Source organism: Streptomyces sp. RP5T, assembly GCF_003933965.1.
GTDB lineage: Bacteria > Actinomycetota > Actinomycetes > Streptomycetales > Streptomycetaceae > Streptomyces.
In genome coordinates this window covers 1-17,199 of the sequence record NZ_RSAJ01000143.1, presented here as the reverse complement: position 1 = coordinate 17,199, position 17,199 = coordinate 1, and the positions used below count along the sequence as shown (strand labels likewise).

Sequence of the window (17,199 nt, the reverse complement as noted above, 5' to 3'; positions counted from 1 at the left end):
GCCCACCGCCCCACCGACCGCCGCGTCGAGGAGGGCGACTTCCTCTCCGTCTGCCTGGGCGCCAGTTACCGCGGCTACCGCTGCGAGATCGGCCGCACCTTCGTCATCGGTACGTCCCCCGCCGACTGGCAGATCGAGCTCTACGACCTCGTCTTCGCCGCTCAGCGGGCCGGACGGGAGTCGCTGGCACCCGGCGCCGCCTACCGTGACGTGGACCGCGCGGCACGCCAGGTACTGGAGTCCGCGGGGCACCACGAGGGGCTCCCGCGCCTCACCGGACACGGTGTGGGGCTCGAAATCGCGGAGGACCCGCAGCTGGCCCCCGCGGCCATGGGTAAACTGGACGCTTGCGTGCCGGTCACCGTCGAACCGGGGGTCCACCTCCCGGGCCGGGGCGGTGTCCGGATCGATGACACGCTCGTCGTGCGCCCCGAGGCGGACGGCGGACCCGAGCTACTCACCATCACGACCAAGGAGCTGCTCGCACTATAGGCAACGTGCGTGCGCCGGGGTCGTCCACGTCAGTCCAGGAGATTCCGCAACCGTGGCTTCCACGAACGACCTCAAGAACGGCCTGGTGCTCAAGCTCGAAGGCGGCCAGCTCTGGTCCGTCGTCGAGTTCCAGCACGTCAAGCCCGGCAAGGGCCCCGCATTCGTGCGCACCAAGCTCAAGAACGTGCTGTCCGGCAAGGTCGTCGACAAGACGTTCAACGCCGGCGTCAAGGTCGAGACGGCCACTGTCGACAAGCGCGACATGCAGTTCTCGTACATGGACGGCGAGTACTTCGTCTTCATGGACCTGGACACCTACGACCAGCTGATGATCGACCGCAAGACGGTCGGCGACGCCGCCAACTTCCTGATCGAGGGCTTCACGGCCACCGTGGCGCAGCACGAGGGCGAGGTGCTCTTCGTCGAGCTGCCGGCCGCCGTCGAGCTGACCATCCAGGAGACCGAGCCGGGCGTCCAGGGCGACCGCTCCACGGGCGGCACCAAGCCCGCCATCCTGGAGACCGGCCACCAGATCCAGGTCCCGCTCTTCATCACCACCGGTGAGAAGATCAAGGTCGACACCCGCACGAGCGACTACCTCGGCCGGGTGAACAGCTAACCGTGGCTGCTCGCAACACGGCCCGCAAGCGCGCCTTCCAGATCCTCTTCGAGGGCGACCAGCGCGGCGTCGACGTCCTGACGGTCCTGGCGGACTGGATCCGGCTCTCCCGGGAAGACACCCGGCAGCCGCCGGTGAGCGAGTACACGATGCAGCTGGTCGAGGGCTACGCGGAGCACGCGAAGCGCATCGACGAGCTGATCGCGCAGTACTCGGTCGGCTGGACGCTGGACCGGATGCCGGTCGTGGACCGCAACATCCTGCGGCTGGGCGCCTACGAGCTGATCTGGGCCGACGAGACCCCGGACGCCGTGGTGCTGGACGAGATGGTGCAGCTGGCCAAGGAGTTCTCCACGGACGAGTCGCCCTCGTTCGTGAACGGGCTGCTGGGCCGGTTCAAGGACCTGAAGCCGTCGCTGCGCCGAGACGAGGCGTGAGCCGGGACTCCGGGCGCGTCGAGACGCGAATCGCCTGAGGGCCCGCAGCACTCGTGCTGCGGGCCCTCAGGCGTACGGGTGCGTGCATGCTCCACGAGGCCCGCAGAAAGCCGCCGGGGTGGCCGGAACCGTGAAGTTCCGGCCACCCCGGCGGCACGTTTCTGCTGAGGCTGGGAGCGGCTCAGCCTTCCTCGTGGGACACCGCGCGACGCGCGTCCGCGTCCAGCACACCCCAGCTGATCAGCTGCTCGGTGAGGACCGAGGGCGACTGGTCGTAGATGACGGCGAGTGTGCGCAGGTCGTCCTGGCGGATCGAGAGCACCTTGCCGTTGTAGTCACCGCGCTGGGACTGGATCGTCGCCGCGTAGCGCTGGAGGGGGCCGGCCTTCTCGGCGGGGACGTGGGCCAGCCGCTCCAGGTCCAGGACCAGCTTCGGCGGGGGCTCGGCGGCCCCGCCCGGAGTGGTGCCGGGCAGCAGCTCCTGCACCGGTACGCCGTAGAAATCCGCCAACTCGGCAAGACGCTGCACGGTCACCGCGCGGTCGCCACGCTCGTACGACCCGACCACGACCGCCTTCCAGCGTCCCTGGGACTTCTCCTCGACACCGTGGAGGGAAAGGCCCTGCTGGGTGCGGATGGCCCGGAGCTTGGCCCCGAGCTGTTTGGCGTATTCGCTGGACATATAGCTCCCCGGACACTGGATCGACGCGGCCGCAGTGGTTTCGAGCCGCGCGTCTGGTAACTCACTGTGAGGTTACGCAGCGTGACTCTTGCGCGTCAAGCCGAATGGTCCACACCGACTCTTCCGTGAGAGTGGTGACCGATTGGGCCAAGGGGGTGATCGAGGGGTCCGATCGAGCCTGCTACCGTGGATGGCGCAAATCCGACGTCCTTTAAGGTCCGTCCCGTGAGGCGGAGAAGGAGGTCCGTTTCGTATGGACAAGCAGGACACTTCCGACATCCAGACAGCGTCCGATGCCCGGCCCGTTCTCGAAGGCCCCGACATCGCACGCGTGTTGACCCGTATCGCCCACGAGATCGTCGAACGCGCCAAGGGCGCCGACGACGTGGTGCTCCTCGGCATCCCCACCCGGGGCGTCTTCCTCGCCCGGCGGCTCGCCGCGAAGCTGGAGGAGATCACCGGCCGCGCGATGCCGGTCGGGTCGCTCGACATCACCATGTACCGCGACGACCTGCGCATGCACCCGCCGCGCGCGCTGGCCCGCACCGAGATCCCCGGTGACGGCATCGACGGCCGCCTGGTCGTCCTCGTCGACGACGTGCTCTTCTCCGGCCGCACCATCCGTGCCGCCCTGGACGCCCTGAACGACATCGGGCGCCCCCGCGCGGTGCAGCTCGCGGTCCTCGTCGACAGAGGCCACCGCGAACTGCCCATCCGCGCCGACTACGTCGGCAAGAACCTCCCCACGTCGTTGCGGGAGACGGTCAGGGTCCAGCTCCTCGAGGAGGACGGTCGCGACACCGTACTGCTCGGTGTGAAGCCGGCCCACTAGCGAGCCCCGAGGACACGCCTGTCTTCGGCGCGCCCTCGCTTGCCCCGATATCTCCCCTGAACTGCCTTACGGAGCCTGACAGATGCAGCGTCATCTCATCTCGGCCGCCGACCTCACCCGCGACGACGCCGTCCTGATCCTCGACACCGCCGAGGAGATGGCCCGGGTCGCCGACCGGCCGATCAAGAAGCTGCCGACCCTGCGCGGCCGCACGATCGTCAACCTCTTCTTCGAGGACTCCACGCGTACGCGTATCTCCTTCGAGGCCGCCGAGAAGCGTCTCTCGGCGGACGTCATCAACTTCACCGCCAAGGGCTCCAGCGTGTCCAAGGGCGAGTCCCTCAAGGACACCGCCCAGACCCTGGAGGCCATGGGCGTCGACGCCGTGGTCATCCGGCACGGCGCCTCCGGAGCTCCGTACCGCCTCGCCAACTCCGGCTGGATCGACGCGGCCGTCATCAACGCCGGTGACGGCACCCACCAGCACCCCACCCAGGCCCTGCTGGACGCGTTCACCATGCGCCGCCGGCTCGTCGGGCGGGACGCCGGGATCGGCCAGGACCTGTCCGGCAAGCGCATCACGATCGTCGGGGACGTCCTGCACAGCCGCGTCGCCCGCTCCAACGTCGACCTGCTGCACACGCTCGGCGCCGAGGTCACCCTCGTCGCCCCGCCGACCCTGGTGCCCGTCGGCGTCGAGACCTGGCCCTGCGCGGTGTCGTACGACCTGGACAGCACGCTGTCGAAGGCGGACGCCGTGATGATGCTGCGCGTGCAGCGCGAGCGCATGAACGCCGCGTTCTTCCCCACCGAGCGCGAGTACTCGCGGCGCTACGGCCTGGACGGCGACCGCATGGCGCGGATGCCGGAGCACGCCATCGTGATGCACCCCGGCCCGATGGTCCGCGGCATGGAGATCACCGCCGAGGTCGCCGACTCCGACCGCTGCACCGTCGTGGAGCAGGTCGCAAACGGAGTCTCCATCCGGATGGCCGTCCTGTACCTGCTTCTGGGTGGCAACGAACCCGCCGTCAGCCACACCCGTACCGAGGAGAAGTAAGACACATGAGCAAGATCCTGATCCGTGGTGCGAAGGTCCTCGGCGGCGAGCCGCAGGACGTGCTCATCGACGGTTCCGTCATCGAGGCGGTCGGCACCGGACTCACGGCCGAGGGTGCCGAGGTCGTCGAGGCGGCCGGCAAGGTGCTCCTGCCGGGCCTGGTCGACCTGCACACCCACCTGCGCGAGCCGGGCCGCGAGGACTCCGAGACCGTGCTGACCGGCACGCGCGCGGCGGCGAGCGGCGGCTACACGGCCGTGTTCGCCATGGCCAACACCTTCCCGGTCGCCGACACCGCCGGCGTGGTCGAGCAGGTCTACCGGCTCGGCCAGGAGCACGGCTACTGCGACGTGCAGCCGATCGGCGCCGTGACCGTCGGCCTGGAGGGCAGGAAGCTCGCCGAGCTCGGCGCCATGCACGAGTCCGCGGCCGGCGTCACCGTCTTCTCCGACGACGGCAAGTGCGTCGACGACGCCGTGATCATGCGCCGGGCGCTGGAGTACGTGAAGGCCTTCGGCGGGGTCGTCGCCCAGCACGCGCAGGAGCCGCGGCTGACCGAGGGCGCCCAGATGAACGAGGGCATTGTCTCTGCCGAGCTTGGGCTCGGCGGCTGGCCGGCGGTCGCCGAGGAGTCGATCATCGCCCGGGACGTCCTGCTCGCCGAGCACGTCGGCTCCCGCGTGCACATCTGCCACCTGTCGACCGCCGGGTCCGTCGAGATCGTGCGCTGGGCCAAGTCCCGCGGCATCGACGTCACCGCCGAGGTCACCCCGCACCACCTGCTCCTCACCGACGAGCTGGTGCGCACCTACAACCCGGTCTACAAGGTCAACCCGCCGCTGCGCACCGAGCGCGACGTGCTCGCCCTGCGCGAGGCCCTGGCCGACGGCACCATCGACATCGTCGCCACCGACCACGCCCCGCACCCGCACGAGGACAAGGACTGCGAGTGGGCCGCCGCCGCCATGGGCATGGTCGGCCTGGAGACCGCCCTGTCGGTGGTGCAGGAGACCATGGTGGACACCGGACTCCTCGACTGGGCCCAGGTCGCCGACCGCATGTCCTTCAAGCCGGCCCGCATCGGGCAGGCCGCCGGACACGGGCGTCCCGTCTCGGCTGGTGAGCCCGCCAACCTCACGCTGGTCGACACGGAATACCGTGGGTCGGTGGACCCCGCGGGCTTCGCCTCCCGCAGCCGCAACACTCCGTACGAGGGGCGTGAGCTGCCGGGCCGTGTCACGCACACGTGGCTCCGGGGCAAGGCCACGCTCGTCGACGGGAAGCTCACGTGACATCTGAAATCCTGCTGGCCGCCGGTCTCGCAGCCGAGAAGAAGTCGGCCGAGGTCACCGACTGGGCCGCGCGCATCGGCTGGCTCGTCGGGCTCGCGCTCTTCGTCGCGCTCGTCTACTGGCTGATGCGCGAGGGCTGGAAGTGGCGCGGCACGCTCCAGGGCGACCTGCCCGAGCTCCCCACCGCGCCGGACGACCCCGGCCCGGCGAGACTGAGCATGAGCGGCCGCTATCACGGCTCCACCACCGCCGGGCAGTGGCTCGACCGGATCGTCGCGCACGGCCTCGGCACCCGCAGCCGGGTCGAGCTCACGCTGACGGACGCGGGCCTGGACGTCGTACGCCCCGGGGCGACCGACTTCTTCGTCCCGCGCGAGGCCCTGCGGGAGGCCGTGCTCGGCAAGGGCATCGCCGGCAAGGTCCTGACCGAGGGCGGGCTCCTCGTCGTGACCTGGGCCCACGGCGAGCGACTGATCGACTCGGGGTTCCGCTCGGACCACGCGGCCGAGCACACCGAGTGGGTCGACGCCATTAACTCCATGATCAACAAGACGGAAACGGAAGGCGCACGATGACGACCTCCACAAGGGGAGCCTCGAAAACTCCCGCGGTACTCGTCCTGGAGGACGGCCGGATCTTCCGCGGCCGCGCCTACGGGGCCGTGGGGGAGACCTTCGGCGAGGCCGTGTTCTCCACCGGCATGACCGGCTACCAGGAGACCCTGACCGACCCCTCGTACGACCGCCAGATCGTCGTCGCGACCGCCCCGCAGATCGGCAACACCGGGTGGAACGACGAGGACGACGAGTCGCGGCGCATCTGGGTCTCCGGCTACGTCGTGCGCGACCCCGCGCGCGTGCCGTCCAACTGGCGCGCCAAGCGCTCCCTGGACGACGAGCTGGTCGCCCAGGACGTCGTCGGCATCAGCGGCATCGACACCCGCGCGCTCACCCGCCACCTGCGCGAGCGCGGCTCGATGCGCGCCGGGATCTTCTCCGGCGAGGCGATCGCCGCCGAGCCCGAGCTCGTCGCGCGTGTGCAGGCCCAGCCGCACATGAAGGGCGCCTCGCTGTACGAGGAGGTCGCCACCAAGGAGACGTACGTCGTCCCCGCGGTCGGCGAGAAGAAGTTCACCGTCGCCGCCATCGACCTCGGCATCAAGGGCATGACCCCGCACCGCATGGCCGAGCGCGGCATCGAGGTGCACGTCCTGCCGGCCACGGCGAGCGTCGAGGACGTCTACGCCGTGAACCCCGACGGCGTGTTCTTCTCCAACGGCCCGGGCGACCCGGCCACCGCCGACGGCCCCGTCGCGCTCATGACCGCGGTCCTGGAGCGCAAAACGCCCCTGTTCGGCATCTGCTTCGGCAACCAGATCCTCGGGCGGGCCCTCGGCTTCGGCACCTACAAGCTGAAGTACGGCCACCGGGGCATCAACCAGCCCGTGCAGGACCGGACCACCGGCAAGGTCGAGGTCACCGCGCACAACCACGGATTCGCCGTGGACGCGCCGCTCGACAAGGTCAGCGAGACCCGGTTCGGGCGTGTCGAGGTCTCGCACGTCTGCCTGAACGACAACGTCGTGGAGGGGCTCCAGCTGCTCGACCAGCCGGCCTTCTCCGTCCAGTACCACCCCGAAGCGGCAGCGGGCCCGCACGACGCCGCCTACCTGTTCGACCGCTTCACGTCTTTGATGAGCACAGTTCTGATGGAGGGCCAGCGTGCCTAAGCGCACCGATATCCAGTCCGTCCTGGTCATCGGCTCCGGCCCGATCGTCATCGGCCAGGCCGCCGAGTTCGACTACTCCGGCACCCAGGCGTGCCGCGTGCTCAAGGCCGAGGGCCTGCGGGTCGTCCTGGTCAACTCCAACCCGGCGACGATCATGACCGACCCGGAGATCGCGGACGCCACCTACGTGGAGCCGATCACCCCGGAGTTCGTCGAGAAGATCATCGCCAAGGAGCGCCCCGACGCCCTGCTGCCCACCCTGGGCGGCCAGACGGCCCTCAACACGGCGATCTCGCTGCACGAGGCCGGCACCCTCGACAAGTACGGCGTCGAGCTGATCGGCGCCAACGTCGAGGCCATCAACAAGGGTGAGGACCGCGACCTGTTCAAGGACGTCGTCGAGGAGGTCCGCAAGAAGATCGGGCACGGCGAGTCCGCCCGCTCGGTCATCTGCCACTCCATGGACGACGTCCTCAAGGGCGTCGAGACGCTCGGCGGCTACCCGGTCGTCGTCCGCCCGTCCTTCACCATGGGCGGCGCCGGTTCCGGCTTCGCGCACGACGAGGAGGAGCTGCGCCGCATCGCCGGCCAGGGCCTGACCCTCTCGCCGACCACCGAGGTGCTCCTGGAGGAGTCCATCCTCGGCTGGAAGGAGTACGAGCTGGAGCTGATGCGCGACAAGCACGACAACGTCGTGGTCGTCTGCTCCATCGAGAACTTCGACCCGATGGGCGTGCACACCGGCGACTCGATCACCGTCGCGCCCGCCATGACGCTCACCGACCGCGAATACCAGGTCCTGCGTGACGTCGGCATCGCGATCATCCGCGAGGTCGGCGTCGACACCGGCGGCTGCAACATCCAGTTCGCGGTGAACCCCGAGGACGGTCGTGTGATCGTCATCGAGATGAACCCGCGCGTGTCGCGGTCCTCGGCGCTCGCCTCCAAGGCGACCGGCTTCCCGATCGCCAAGATCGCCGCGAAGCTCGCCGTCGGCTACACGCTGGACGAGATCCCGAACGACATCACCGAGCAGACCCCGGCCTCCTTCGAGCCCACGCTCGACTACGTGGTGGTCAAGGCCCCGCGGTTCGCCTTCGAGAAGTTCCCGTCCGCCGACTCCACCCTCACGACCACCATGAAGTCGGTTGGCGAGGCCATGGCGATCGGCCGCAACTTCACCGAGGCCTTCCAGAAGGCGCTGCGCTCCCTGGAGAAGAAGGGCAGCCAGTTCACCTTCGTGGGCGAGCCCGGCGACAAGAAGGCTCTCCTGGAGGCGTCCGTGCGGCCCACCGACGGCCGCATCAACACCGTCATGCAGGCCATCCGCGCGGGTGCCACGCCCGAGGAGGTCTTCGAGTACACCAAGATCGACCCCTGGTTCGTCGACCAGCTCTTCCTGATCAAGGAGGTCGCGGACGAGCTCGCCGCAGCCGAGCGCCTGGACGCCGACCTGCTCGCCGAGGCCAAGCGGCACGGCTTCTCCGACCAGCAGATCGCCGAGATCCGGGACCTGCGCGAGGACGTGGTGCGCGAGGTGCGGCACGCGCTCGGCGTGCGCCCGGTCTACAAGACGGTCGACACCTGCGCGGCCGAGTTCGCCGCGCGGACGCCGTACTTCTACTCCTCCTACGACGAGGAGAGCGAGGTCGCGCCCCGGAGCAAGCCCGCGGTGATCATCCTGGGCTCCGGTCCGAACCGCATCGGCCAGGGCATCGAGTTCGACTACTCCTGCGTGCACGCCTCCTTCGCGCTGTCGGAGGCCGGGTACGAGACGGTGATGGTCAACTGCAACCCTGAGACCGTCTCCACCGACTACGACACCTCCGACCGGCTCTACTTCGAGCCGCTCACGCTGGAGGACGTCCTGGAGATCGTCCACGCCGAGCAGCAGGCCGGCCCGGTCGCGGGCGTCGTCGTGCAGCTCGGCGGGCAGACCCCGCTGGGTCTGTCGCAGGCGCTCAAGGACAACGGCGTGCCGATCGTGGGCACCTCGCCCGAGGCGATCCACGCCGCCGAGGACCGCGGCGCCTTCGGCCGTGTCCTCGCCGAGGCGGGCCTGCCGGCCCCCAAGCACGGCACCGCCACCACCTTCGCGGGCGCCAAGGCCATCGCGGACGAGATCGGCTACCCGGTCCTCGTACGGCCCTCCTACGTCCTCGGCGGCCGCGGCATGGAGATCGTCTACGACGAGACCCGCCTGGAGTCCTACATCGCCGAGTCCACCGAGATCAGCCCCTCGCGGCCGGTCCTGGTCGACCGCTTCCTGGACGACGCCATCGAGATCGACGTCGACGCCCTCTACGACGGCGAGGAGCTGTACCTCGGCGGCGTGATGGAGCACATCGAGGAGGCCGGCATCCACTCCGGCGACTCGGCGTGCGCCCTGCCGCCGATCACCCTGGGCGGCTTCGACATCAAGCGCCTGCGGGCCTCCACGGAGGCCATCGCCAAGGGCGTCGGGGTGCGCGGGCTGATCAACATCCAGTTCGCGATGGCCGGCGACATCCTCTACGTCCTGGAGGCCAACCCGCGCGCGTCCCGTACCGTCCCCTTCACCTCGAAGGCGACCGCGGTGCCGCTCGCCAAGGCCGCCGCCCGCATCTCGCTGGGCGCGACCGTCGCCGAACTGCGTGCCGAGGGCCTGCTCCCGGCCAAGGGCGACGGCGGCGAACTCCCGCTGGACGCCCCGATCTCCGTCAAGGAGGCCGTCATGCCGTGGTCGCGCTTCCGCGACATCCACGGCCGCGGCGTCGACACGGTCCTCGGCCCGGAGATGCGCTCCACCGGCGAGGTCATGGGCATCGACTCCGTCTTCGGCACGGCGTACGCCAAGTCGCAGGCGGGTGCCTACGGTCCGCTGCCCACCAAGGGCCGCGCGTTCATCTCGGTCGCCAACCGGGACAAGCGCTCGATGATCTTCCCGGCGCGCGAGCTGGTCGCCCACGGCTTCGAACTCCTCGCCACCTCAGGCACCGCCGAGGTCCTCAAGCGCAACGGCATCAACGCCACCGTCGTGCGCAAGCAGTCCGAGGGCACCGGCCCGAACGGCGAGAAGACCATCGTCCAGCTCATCCACGACGGCGAGGTCGACCTCATCGTCAACACCCCGTACGGCACCGGCGGCCGCCTCGACGGCTACGAGATCCGTACGGCGGCCGTGGCGCGGTCGGTCCCGTGCCTGACGACGGTCCAGGCGCTCGCCGCCGCCGTCCAGGGCATCGACGCCCTCAACCACGGTGACGTGGGCGTGCGTTCGCTCCAGGAACACGCGCAGCACCTGACCGCGGCCCGCGACTAGCAGCCGACAGGGGGACACCGGAAACGGTGTCCCCCTCGTCGTGAGGACACCATGTACAAGATCTTCTTCAATCTCGTCTTCCGGCGCATGGACCCCGAGAAGGCCCACTACCTGGCCTTCCGCTGGATCCGGCTCGCCGTCCGCGTCCCCGTGCTGCGCACCTTCCTCGCGGCCGCCCTCGCGCCCCGCCACAAGGAGCTGCGCACCGAGGCCCTCGGGCTGCGCATGCACGGCCCCTTCGGTCTCGCCGCGGGCTTCGACAAGAACGCCGTCGCGATCGACGGCATGGCGATGCTGGGCTTCGACCACATCGAGATCGGCACGGTCACGGGGGAGCCCCAGCCGGGCAACCCCAAGAAGCGGCTCTTCCGGCTCGTGCAGGACCGCGCGCTCATCAACCGCATGGGCTTCAACAACGAGGGCTCCCTGGCCGTCGCGGCCCGCCTGGCGTCCCGTGAGCCGGTCTTCAAGACCGTCGTGGGCGTCAACATCGGCAAGACCAAGGTCGTCCCCGAGGCCGAGGCGGTCGCCGACTACGTGAAGTCCGCGGAGCGCCTCGCGCCCTTCGCCGACTACCTCGTAGTGAACGTGTCGTCGCCCAACACGCCCGGTCTGCGCAACCTCCAGGCCGTCGACCACCTGCGTCCGCTGCTGACCGCGGTCCGCGAGGCCGCCGACCGGATCGTCGCCAACCGCCGGGTCCCGCTCCTCGTCAAGATCGCGCCCGACCTGGCCGACGAGGACGTGGACGCGGTCGCCGACCTGGCCGTCGAACTCGGCCTGGACGGCATCATCGCCACCAACACCACCATCGCGCGCGAGGGACTCGGACTGACATCCGCAGCCGCCCTGGTGAAGGAGACGGGCGGCCTCTCCGGAGCGCCCCTCAAGGAACGCTCCCTGGAGGTCCTCAGGCGCCTGTACGCGCGCGTGGGCGACCGGATCACCCTGGTGGGCGTCGGGGGCGTGGAGAACGCCGAGGACGCCTGGCAGCGCATCCTGGCGGGTGCCACGCTGGTCCAGGGCTACAGCGCCTTCGTCTACGAGGGTCCCTTCTGGGCCCGCGCAGTCCACAAGGGCCTCGCCGCGCGCCTGCGCACGAGCCCCTACGCCACCCTCGCCGACGCGGTCGGCGCCGACGTGAGGAAGACCACGGTATGACCGAGCCCTTCGGATCCCGTCTGCGCCGCGCCATGGACGAGCGTGGCCCGCTGTGCGTGGGGATCGACCCGCACGCCTCGCTGCTCACGGAGTGGGGCCTGGACGACGACGTGGCCGGCCTGGAGCGCTTCAGCCGCACCGTCGTCGAGGCGCTGTCCGACCGGATCGCCGTGTTCAAGCCCCAGATGGCGTTCTTCGAGCGCTTCGGCTCGCGCGGCGTCGCCGTCCTGGAGAAGACAGTCGAGGAGGCCCGCGCGGGCGGTGCCCTGGTCCTCATGGACGCCAAGCGCGGTGACATCGGCTCGACGATGGCCGCGTACGCCGAGGCCTTCCTGCGCAAGGACTCCCCGCTGTTCTCGGACGCGCTGACCGTGTCGCCGTATCTCGGCTACGGCTCGCTCTCGCCGGCGATCGCGCTGGCACGCGAGAGCGGCTCGGGGCTGTTCGTGCTCGCGCTGACCTCCAACCCGGAGGGCCGCGAGGTCCAGCACGCGGTCCGCGCGGACGGCCGGAACGTCGGCGCGACCATGCTGGCCCATCTGGCGGCCGAGAACACGGGAGAGGAGCCCCTGGGGTCCTTCGGGGCCGTCGTGGGGGCCACGCTGGGCGATCTGTCGACCTACGACCTCGACATCAACGGTCCGCTCCTCGCCCCCGGCGTCGGCGCCCAGGGGGCCACGCCGGCCGACCTGCCCCGGGTCTTCGGGGCGGCCATCCGCAATGTCGTCCCCAACGTCAGCCGGGGGGTGCTGCGGCACGGCCCCGACATCGGGGCGTTGCGCGCGTCCGCCGACCGGTTCGCGGACGAGATCCGCTCGGCGCTGCCGGCGGCCTGACGACATTCGAACCCCTCGTTCGAGTCCTCCGGCGAGGGGTGCGAGGCCCGCTTGAGTCTGAATACATTCTCAAATCCGGGGCAATATGTCAGAAATGTCCGGCCTGGCGCAGGCTGACCAGGACTTTTCCGCTGTTCTCGCTGACTCTGGCGGACTTGGCCGCTAGTCTCCGACGCAGAGTCAACGGGCGAGCGTGTTGCTCGTGGCTCCCCAGGTGTGGGGCGACTAGGTTCCTCACCGGTCCGTATCCGACAGTTCGACATCCGAGGTGACGTAGGCGTGGCTCTTCCGCCCCTTACCCCTGAACAGCGCGCAGCCGCGCTCGAAAAGGCCGCCGCGGCTCGCCGGGAGCGGGCCGAGGTCAAGAATCGACTCAAGCACTCCGGCGCCTCCCTCCACGAGGTCATCAAGCAGGGCCAGGAGAACGACGTCATCGGCAAGATGAAGGTCTCCGCCCTGCTCGAGTCCCTGCCGGGCGTGGGCAAGGTCCGCGCCAAGCAGATCATGGAGCGGCTCGGCATCTCCGAGAGCCGTCGTGTACGCGGCCTCGGCTCCAACCAGATCGCTTCTCTGGAGCGTGAGTTCGGCAGCACCGGTTCCTGAACCGGGTGACTCCGGGAAGGGGAGTCCCGGGCACTCCGGGATTGCTGGAATAATCGCTGCATGGCTGCAACATTCCGGGGGACGACCCCCGAGCCCCCGGACGTACGTCCGCGGCTGACCGTGCTCTCCGGCCCCTCAGGGGTCGGCAAGAGCACGGTCGTCGCCCATATGCGCAAGGAACACCCCGAGGTCTGGCTCTCGGTGTCGGCGACGACCCGCAAGCCCCGCCCCGGCGAGAAGCACGGCGTCCAGTACTTCTTCGTCACCGACGAGGAGATGGACAAGCTGATCGCCAACGGCGAGCTGCTGGAGTGGGCCGAGTTCGCCGGCAACCGCTACGGCACGCCGCGTGCGGCCGTGCTGGAGCGGCTGGAGGCGGGCGAACCCGTCCTCCTGGAGATCGACCTCCAGGGGGCCCGGCAGGTCCGTGAGTCCATGGCGGACGCCCAGCTGGTGTTCCTGGCTCCTCCCTCCTGGGAGGAGCTGGTGCGCAGGCTCACCGGTCGCGGCACCGAGCCGCCCGAGGTGATCGCACGCCGTCTGGAGGCGGCGAAGGTCGAACTGGCGGCTGAACCCGAGTTCGACGTGACCCTGGTCAACACCTCCGTCGAGGACGTGGCGCGCGAGCTGCTAGCCTTGATGGATGTCGTGTGATCGTCCTGCTCATCAAGGCGTGATCACGCGCACCGATTCTTTCCCATCCATCGGAAGGTAGAGCGTGTCCTCTTCCATCTCCGCGCCCGAGGGCATCATCAACCCGCCGATCGACGAGCTCCTCGAGGCCACCGACTCGAAGTACAGCCTCGTGATCTACGCGGCCAAGCGGGCCCGCCAGATCAACGCGTACTACTCGCAGCTCGGCGAGGGTCTGCTGGAGTACGTCGGTCCGCTGGTGGACACCCACGTCCACGAGAAGCCGCTCTCGATCGCCCTGCGCGAGATCAACGCGGGTCTGCTGACGTCCGAGGCCGTCGAGGGCCCGGCGCAGTAGTACTTTCAGATTGCAGTTGGCTTTTCCACAGGCCCGGCAGCGCGACTGTCGGGCCTGTGGTGTGTCATGGAGTCGTAGGTTCGAGGAAGGGGAGACCTGGTGGACAAACCGAAGGTCGTCTTGGGCGTCAGCGGCGGCATCGCCGCGTACAAGGCCTGCGAGCTGCTGAGAAGACTCACCGAGTCCGGCCACGACGTCCGCGTCGTCCCCACCGCCTCCGCCCTGCACTTCGTGGGCGCCGCCACCTGGTCCGCCCTGTCCGGCCACCCGGTCTCGACCGAGGTCTGGGACGACGTCCACGAGGTCCCGCACGTCCGCATCGGACAGCACGCCGACCTCGTGGTCGTGGCCCCGGCCACCGCCGACATGCTCGCCAAGGCGGCGCACGGCCTGGCGGACGACCTGCTCACCAACACCCTCCTGACCGCCCGCTGCCCGGTCGTCTTCGCCCCCGCCATGCACACCGAGATGTGGGAGCACCCGGCCACCCAGGAGAACGTGGCGACCCTGCGCCGCCGCGGCGCCGTCGTGATCGAACCCGCCGTCGGCCGTCTGACCGGCGTCGACACCGGCAAGGGCCGGCTGCCGGAACCCGCCGAGATCTTCGAGGTCTGCCGCCGTGTGCTGGCCCGCGGTGTCACCGAGCCCGACCTCTCGGGCCGGCACGTCGTCGTCAGCGCCGGCGGCACCCGCGAGCCCCTCGACCCGGTCCGCTTCCTCGGCAACCGCTCCTCCGGCAAGCAGGGCTACGCCCTCGCCCGCACCGCCGCCGCGCGCGGCGCCCGGGTCACGCTGGTCGCGGCGAACACCGGCCTGCCGGACCCGGCCGGCGTGGACGTCGTCCCCGTGGGCACGGCCGTACAACTGCGCGAGGCAGTCCTGAAGGCGGCGGCCGACGCCGACGCGGTCGTCATGGCGGCGGCGGTCGCGGACTTCAGGCCGCAGACCTACGCGGCCGGAAAGATCAAGAAGAAGGACGGCCAGGACCCCGAGCCCGTCGTGCTGGTGCGGAATCCGGACATCCTCGCCGAGATCTCGGCCGAGCGGGCCCGTCCCGGACAGGTGATCGTCGGATTCGCCGCCGAGACCGACGACGTGCTGGCCAACGGCCGCACGAAACTGGAGCGAAAGGGCTGCGACCTCCTCGTCGTCAACGAGGTGGGCGAGCGCAAGACCTTCGGGTCTGAGGAGAACGAGGCGGTGGTGCTGGGCGCCGACGGCAGCGAGACCCCGGTCCCGCACGGCCCGAAGGAGTTCCTGGCCGAAACCGTCTGGGACCTGGTGGTGAGACGCCTGCGCTGAGTACTCCGGTCGCTTCTCGGTTCCCACGAACCTCTGCCGCCGAGGCGTGGCGCCCCTGGCCAAGTCCGCTCGGCATTGGGCACAATGCCCGTGCCGCAGGTCACAGCACTCCCGAGAGGCGAGACAGGGGCCCGGCGGCAGAGCACGACCGATAAACTGTTCTCGGACGATGCCGGGCGCAGCCCCCGAGCCCGTCCGCCAATGATCAGCCAGCAGCCGCTGCAACCCCAGGGAGCGTTGTGTCCCGTCGTCTGTTCACCTCGGAGTCCGTCACCGAGGGCCACCCCGACAAGATCGCTGACCAGATCAGTGACACCATCCTCGACGCGCTCCTCAAGGAGGACCCGACCTCCCGGGTCGCCGTCGAGACCCTGATCACCACCGGTCTGGTGCACGTGGCCGGTGAGGTCACCACCAAGACCTACGCGCCGATCGCCCAGCTGGTCCGCGACAAGATCCTCGAGATCGGCTACGACTCCTCCAAGAAGGGCTTCGACGGCGCCTCCTGCGGTGTCTCGGTGTCGATCGGCGCGCAGTCCCCGGACATCGCGCAGGGCGTCGACACGGCGTACGAGAACCGGGTCGAGGGCGACGACGACGAGCTGGACCGCCAGGGCGCGGGCGACCAGGGTCTGATGTTCGGCTACGCGACGGACGAGACCCCCACCCTGATGCCGCTGCCGATCTTCCTGGCGCACCGCCTCGCCAAGCGCCTGTCCGAGGTCCGCAAGAACGGCACCATCCCCTACCTGCGCCCGGACGGCAAGACGCAGGTCACCATCGAGTACGACGGCGACAAGGCCGTCCGTCTCGACACGGTCGTCGTCTCCTCGCAGCACGCCTCGGACATCGACCTGGAGTCGCTGCTGGCCCCCGACATCCGCGAGTTCGTCGTGGAGCCGGAGCTCAAGGCGCTCCTGGACGAGGGCATCAAGCTGGACACGGAGAACTACCGCCTCCTGGTCAACCCCACCGGCCGCTTCGAGATCGGCGGCCCGATGGGTGACGCCGGCCTGACCGGCCGCAAGATCATCATCGACACCTACGGCGGCATGGCCCGCCACGGTGGCGGCGCCTTCTCCGGCAAGGACCCGTCCAAGGTGGACCGCTCGGCCGCGTACGCGATGCGCTGGGTCGCCAAGAACGTGGTCGCGGCCGGTCTGGCCGCCCGCTGCGAGGTCCAGGTCGCGTACGCGATCGGCAAGGCCGAGCCGGTGGGTCTGTTCGTGGAGACCTTCGGCACCGCCAAGGTCGACCACGAGAAGATCGAGAAGGCGATCGACGAGGTCTTCGACCTCCGCCCGGCCGCCATCATCCGCGACCTCGACCTGCTGCGCCCGATCTACTCCCTGACGGCGGCGTACGGCCACTTCGGCCGTGAGCTCCCGGAGTTCACGTGGGAGAAGACGGACCGCGTGGAGGCGCTGCGGAAGGCCGCCGACCTGTAGGCCCGTCCACCCCCGGTCACGTACGAGGCCCGGTCCCCTTGCGGGGGCCGGGCCTCGCGTTTGTGCGGCAACCGCCGCACCGTCATCGAGCACGGCACGGCTGTCTGTCAGTGGGGTCTGGTACCAATGATGCTGTGAGCAGCGAGAACGGGTCGGTGGACGGTGGCGCCGAAGGGGCGCAGCCCGAGCAGCTTGCGCTCATTCGGGAGAGTGTGCGGAAGGCCAAGGTGCCGCGGGCCAAGCCGCGGACCTGGCGGGGGGCCGCGCTGGCCAAGGAACTGCCGGTCGCGCGCGTGCTGGTAGACAAGGGTGTGCTGCATCTCGACCGGTACTTCGACTACGCCGTGCCCGAGGAACTCGACGCGCAGGCGCAGCCCGGGGTGCGGGTGCGCGTCGAGTTCCTCGGGCACGGCG

The 17,199-nt window shown here is 69.8% G+C and carries 17 protein-coding genes and 1 pseudogene; 17 read left to right on the top strand and 1 reads right to left on the bottom strand.

Annotated features, from left to right (window positions below):
• The 3 genes from EHS43_RS17380 to nusB all read left to right on the top strand — a co-directional run.
• Positions 1 to 492, top strand: a 492-nt coding sequence (locus EHS43_RS17380) for a M24 family metallopeptidase (protein WP_125191680.1), incomplete at its 5' end; no start/stop codon positions are given.
• A gap of 52 nt (positions 493 to 544) precedes the next feature.
• Complete coding sequence (gene efp / locus EHS43_RS17375; protein WP_125191679.1) at positions 545 to 1,111, top strand: elongation factor P; 567 nt, start codon at positions 545 to 547, stop codon at positions 1,109 to 1,111.
• A gap of 2 nt (positions 1,112 to 1,113) precedes the next feature.
• Positions 1,114 to 1,548 (top strand): transcription antitermination factor NusB, encoded by a 435-nt coding sequence (nusB, locus tag EHS43_RS17370; protein WP_125191678.1) that lies wholly within the window; start codon positions 1,114 to 1,116, stop codon positions 1,546 to 1,548.
• A gap of 181 nt (positions 1,549 to 1,729) precedes the next feature.
• Here nusB and bldD read toward each other — a convergent pair whose 3' ends face one another.
• Complete coding sequence (bldD, locus tag EHS43_RS17365; RefSeq protein WP_006379429.1) at positions 1,730 to 2,230, bottom strand: transcriptional regulator BldD; 501 nt, start codon at positions 2,228 to 2,230, stop codon at positions 1,730 to 1,732.
• Between the two features lie 253 nt (positions 2,231 to 2,483).
• On the opposite strand from bldD, the gene pyrR reads away from it, so the two are divergent.
• The 14 genes and pseudogenes from pyrR to EHS43_RS17295 all read left to right on the top strand — a co-directional run.
• Positions 2,484 to 3,062, top strand: a complete 579-nt coding sequence (gene pyrR, locus EHS43_RS17360; RefSeq protein ID WP_125191677.1) for a bifunctional pyr operon transcriptional regulator/uracil phosphoribosyltransferase PyrR — start codon at positions 2,484 to 2,486, stop codon at positions 3,060 to 3,062.
• Between the two features lie 82 nt (positions 3,063 to 3,144).
• Positions 3,145 to 4,122 carry an aspartate carbamoyltransferase catalytic subunit gene (locus EHS43_RS17355; RefSeq protein ID WP_125191676.1) on the top strand — a complete coding sequence of 326 codons (978 nt, stop codon included), beginning with the start codon at positions 3,145 to 3,147 and terminating at the stop codon, positions 4,120 to 4,122.
• 5 nt (positions 4,123 to 4,127) lie between these two features.
• On the top strand, positions 4,128 to 5,414 hold the full coding sequence (locus EHS43_RS17350; RefSeq protein WP_125191675.1) for a dihydroorotase: 1,287 nt from the start codon (positions 4,128 to 4,130) through the stop codon (positions 5,412 to 5,414).
• Positions 5,411 to 5,989: a hypothetical protein gene (locus tag EHS43_RS17345; RefSeq protein ID WP_125191674.1), complete on the top strand. Its 579-nt coding sequence runs from the start codon at positions 5,411 to 5,413 to the stop codon at positions 5,987 to 5,989. The genes EHS43_RS17350 and EHS43_RS17345 overlap by 4 nt, the downstream gene beginning before the upstream one ends.
• Entirely contained in the window at positions 5,986 to 7,143 is a 1,158-nt protein-coding gene (carA, locus tag EHS43_RS17340) for a glutamine-hydrolyzing carbamoyl-phosphate synthase small subunit (protein WP_125191673.1), read from the top strand. The genes EHS43_RS17345 and carA overlap by 4 nt, the downstream gene beginning before the upstream one ends.
• On the top strand, positions 7,136 to 10,444 hold the full coding sequence (gene carB / locus EHS43_RS17335) for a carbamoyl-phosphate synthase large subunit (RefSeq protein WP_125191672.1): 3,309 nt from the start codon (positions 7,136 to 7,138) through the stop codon (positions 10,442 to 10,444). Before carA ends, carB begins: the two co-directional genes overlap by 8 nt.
• 51 nt (positions 10,445 to 10,495) lie before the next feature.
• Complete coding sequence (locus tag EHS43_RS17330; RefSeq protein ID WP_125191671.1) at positions 10,496 to 11,605, top strand: quinone-dependent dihydroorotate dehydrogenase; 1,110 nt, start codon at positions 10,496 to 10,498, stop codon at positions 11,603 to 11,605.
• Complete coding sequence (gene pyrF / locus EHS43_RS17325) at positions 11,602 to 12,441, top strand: orotidine-5'-phosphate decarboxylase (protein ID WP_125191670.1); 840 nt, start codon at positions 11,602 to 11,604, stop codon at positions 12,439 to 12,441. Before EHS43_RS17330 ends, pyrF begins: the two co-directional genes overlap by 4 nt.
• A gap of 279 nt (positions 12,442 to 12,720) precedes the next feature.
• Complete coding sequence (locus EHS43_RS17320; protein ID WP_003977346.1) at positions 12,721 to 13,044, top strand: integration host factor; 324 nt, start codon at positions 12,721 to 12,723, stop codon at positions 13,042 to 13,044.
• 60 nt (positions 13,045 to 13,104) lie between these two features.
• Positions 13,105 to 13,698 carry a guanylate kinase gene (gene gmk / locus EHS43_RS17315; RefSeq protein ID WP_125191669.1) on the top strand — a complete coding sequence of 198 codons (594 nt, stop codon included), beginning with the start codon at positions 13,105 to 13,107 and terminating at the stop codon, positions 13,696 to 13,698.
• 64 nt (positions 13,699 to 13,762) lie between these two features.
• Complete coding sequence (gene rpoZ, locus EHS43_RS17310) at positions 13,763 to 14,035, top strand: DNA-directed RNA polymerase subunit omega (RefSeq protein ID WP_003988945.1); 273 nt, start codon at positions 13,763 to 13,765, stop codon at positions 14,033 to 14,035.
• Positions 14,036 to 14,134: 99 nt separating this feature from the next.
• The gene (coaBC, locus tag EHS43_RS17305; RefSeq protein ID WP_125191668.1) at positions 14,135 to 15,337 is read left to right on the top strand and encodes a bifunctional phosphopantothenoylcysteine decarboxylase/phosphopantothenate--cysteine ligase CoaBC; all 1,203 of its coding nucleotides are present in this window, start codon (positions 14,135 to 14,137) and stop codon (positions 15,335 to 15,337) included.
• Between the two features lie 239 nt (positions 15,338 to 15,576).
• Positions 15,577 to 16,785, top strand: a complete 1,209-nt coding sequence (metK, locus tag EHS43_RS17300) for a methionine adenosyltransferase (RefSeq protein ID WP_125191667.1) — start codon at positions 15,577 to 15,579, stop codon at positions 16,783 to 16,785.
• A gap of 134 nt (positions 16,786 to 16,919) precedes the next feature.
• A pseudogene (locus tag EHS43_RS17295) lies at positions 16,920 to 17,199 on the top strand (primosome assembly protein PriA); the annotation flags it as partial.

Excerpts from the sequence above, each read along its gene's own strand:
- bldD (WP_006379429.1), bottom strand. The coding sequence starts at position 2,230 with ATGTCCAGCGAATACGCCAAACAGCTCGGGGCCAAGCTCCGGGCCATC.
- pyrF (WP_125191670.1), top strand. The coding sequence starts at position 11,602 with ATGACCGAGCCCTTCGGATCCCGTCTGCGCCGCGCCATGGACGAGCGT.
- EHS43_RS17350 (WP_125191675.1), top strand. The coding sequence starts at position 4,128 with ATGAGCAAGATCCTGATCCGTGGTGCGAAGGTCCTCGGCGGCGAGCCG.
- EHS43_RS17330 (WP_125191671.1), top strand. The coding sequence starts at position 10,496 with ATGTACAAGATCTTCTTCAATCTCGTCTTCCGGCGCATGGACCCCGAG.
- pyrR (WP_125191677.1), top strand. The coding sequence starts at position 2,484 with ATGGACAAGCAGGACACTTCCGACATCCAGACAGCGTCCGATGCCCGG.
- carA (WP_125191673.1), top strand. The coding sequence starts at position 5,986 with ATGACGACCTCCACAAGGGGAGCCTCGAAAACTCCCGCGGTACTCGTC.
- gmk (WP_125191669.1), top strand. The coding sequence starts at position 13,105 with ATGGCTGCAACATTCCGGGGGACGACCCCCGAGCCCCCGGACGTACGT.
- EHS43_RS17355 (WP_125191676.1), top strand. The coding sequence starts at position 3,145 with ATGCAGCGTCATCTCATCTCGGCCGCCGACCTCACCCGCGACGACGCC.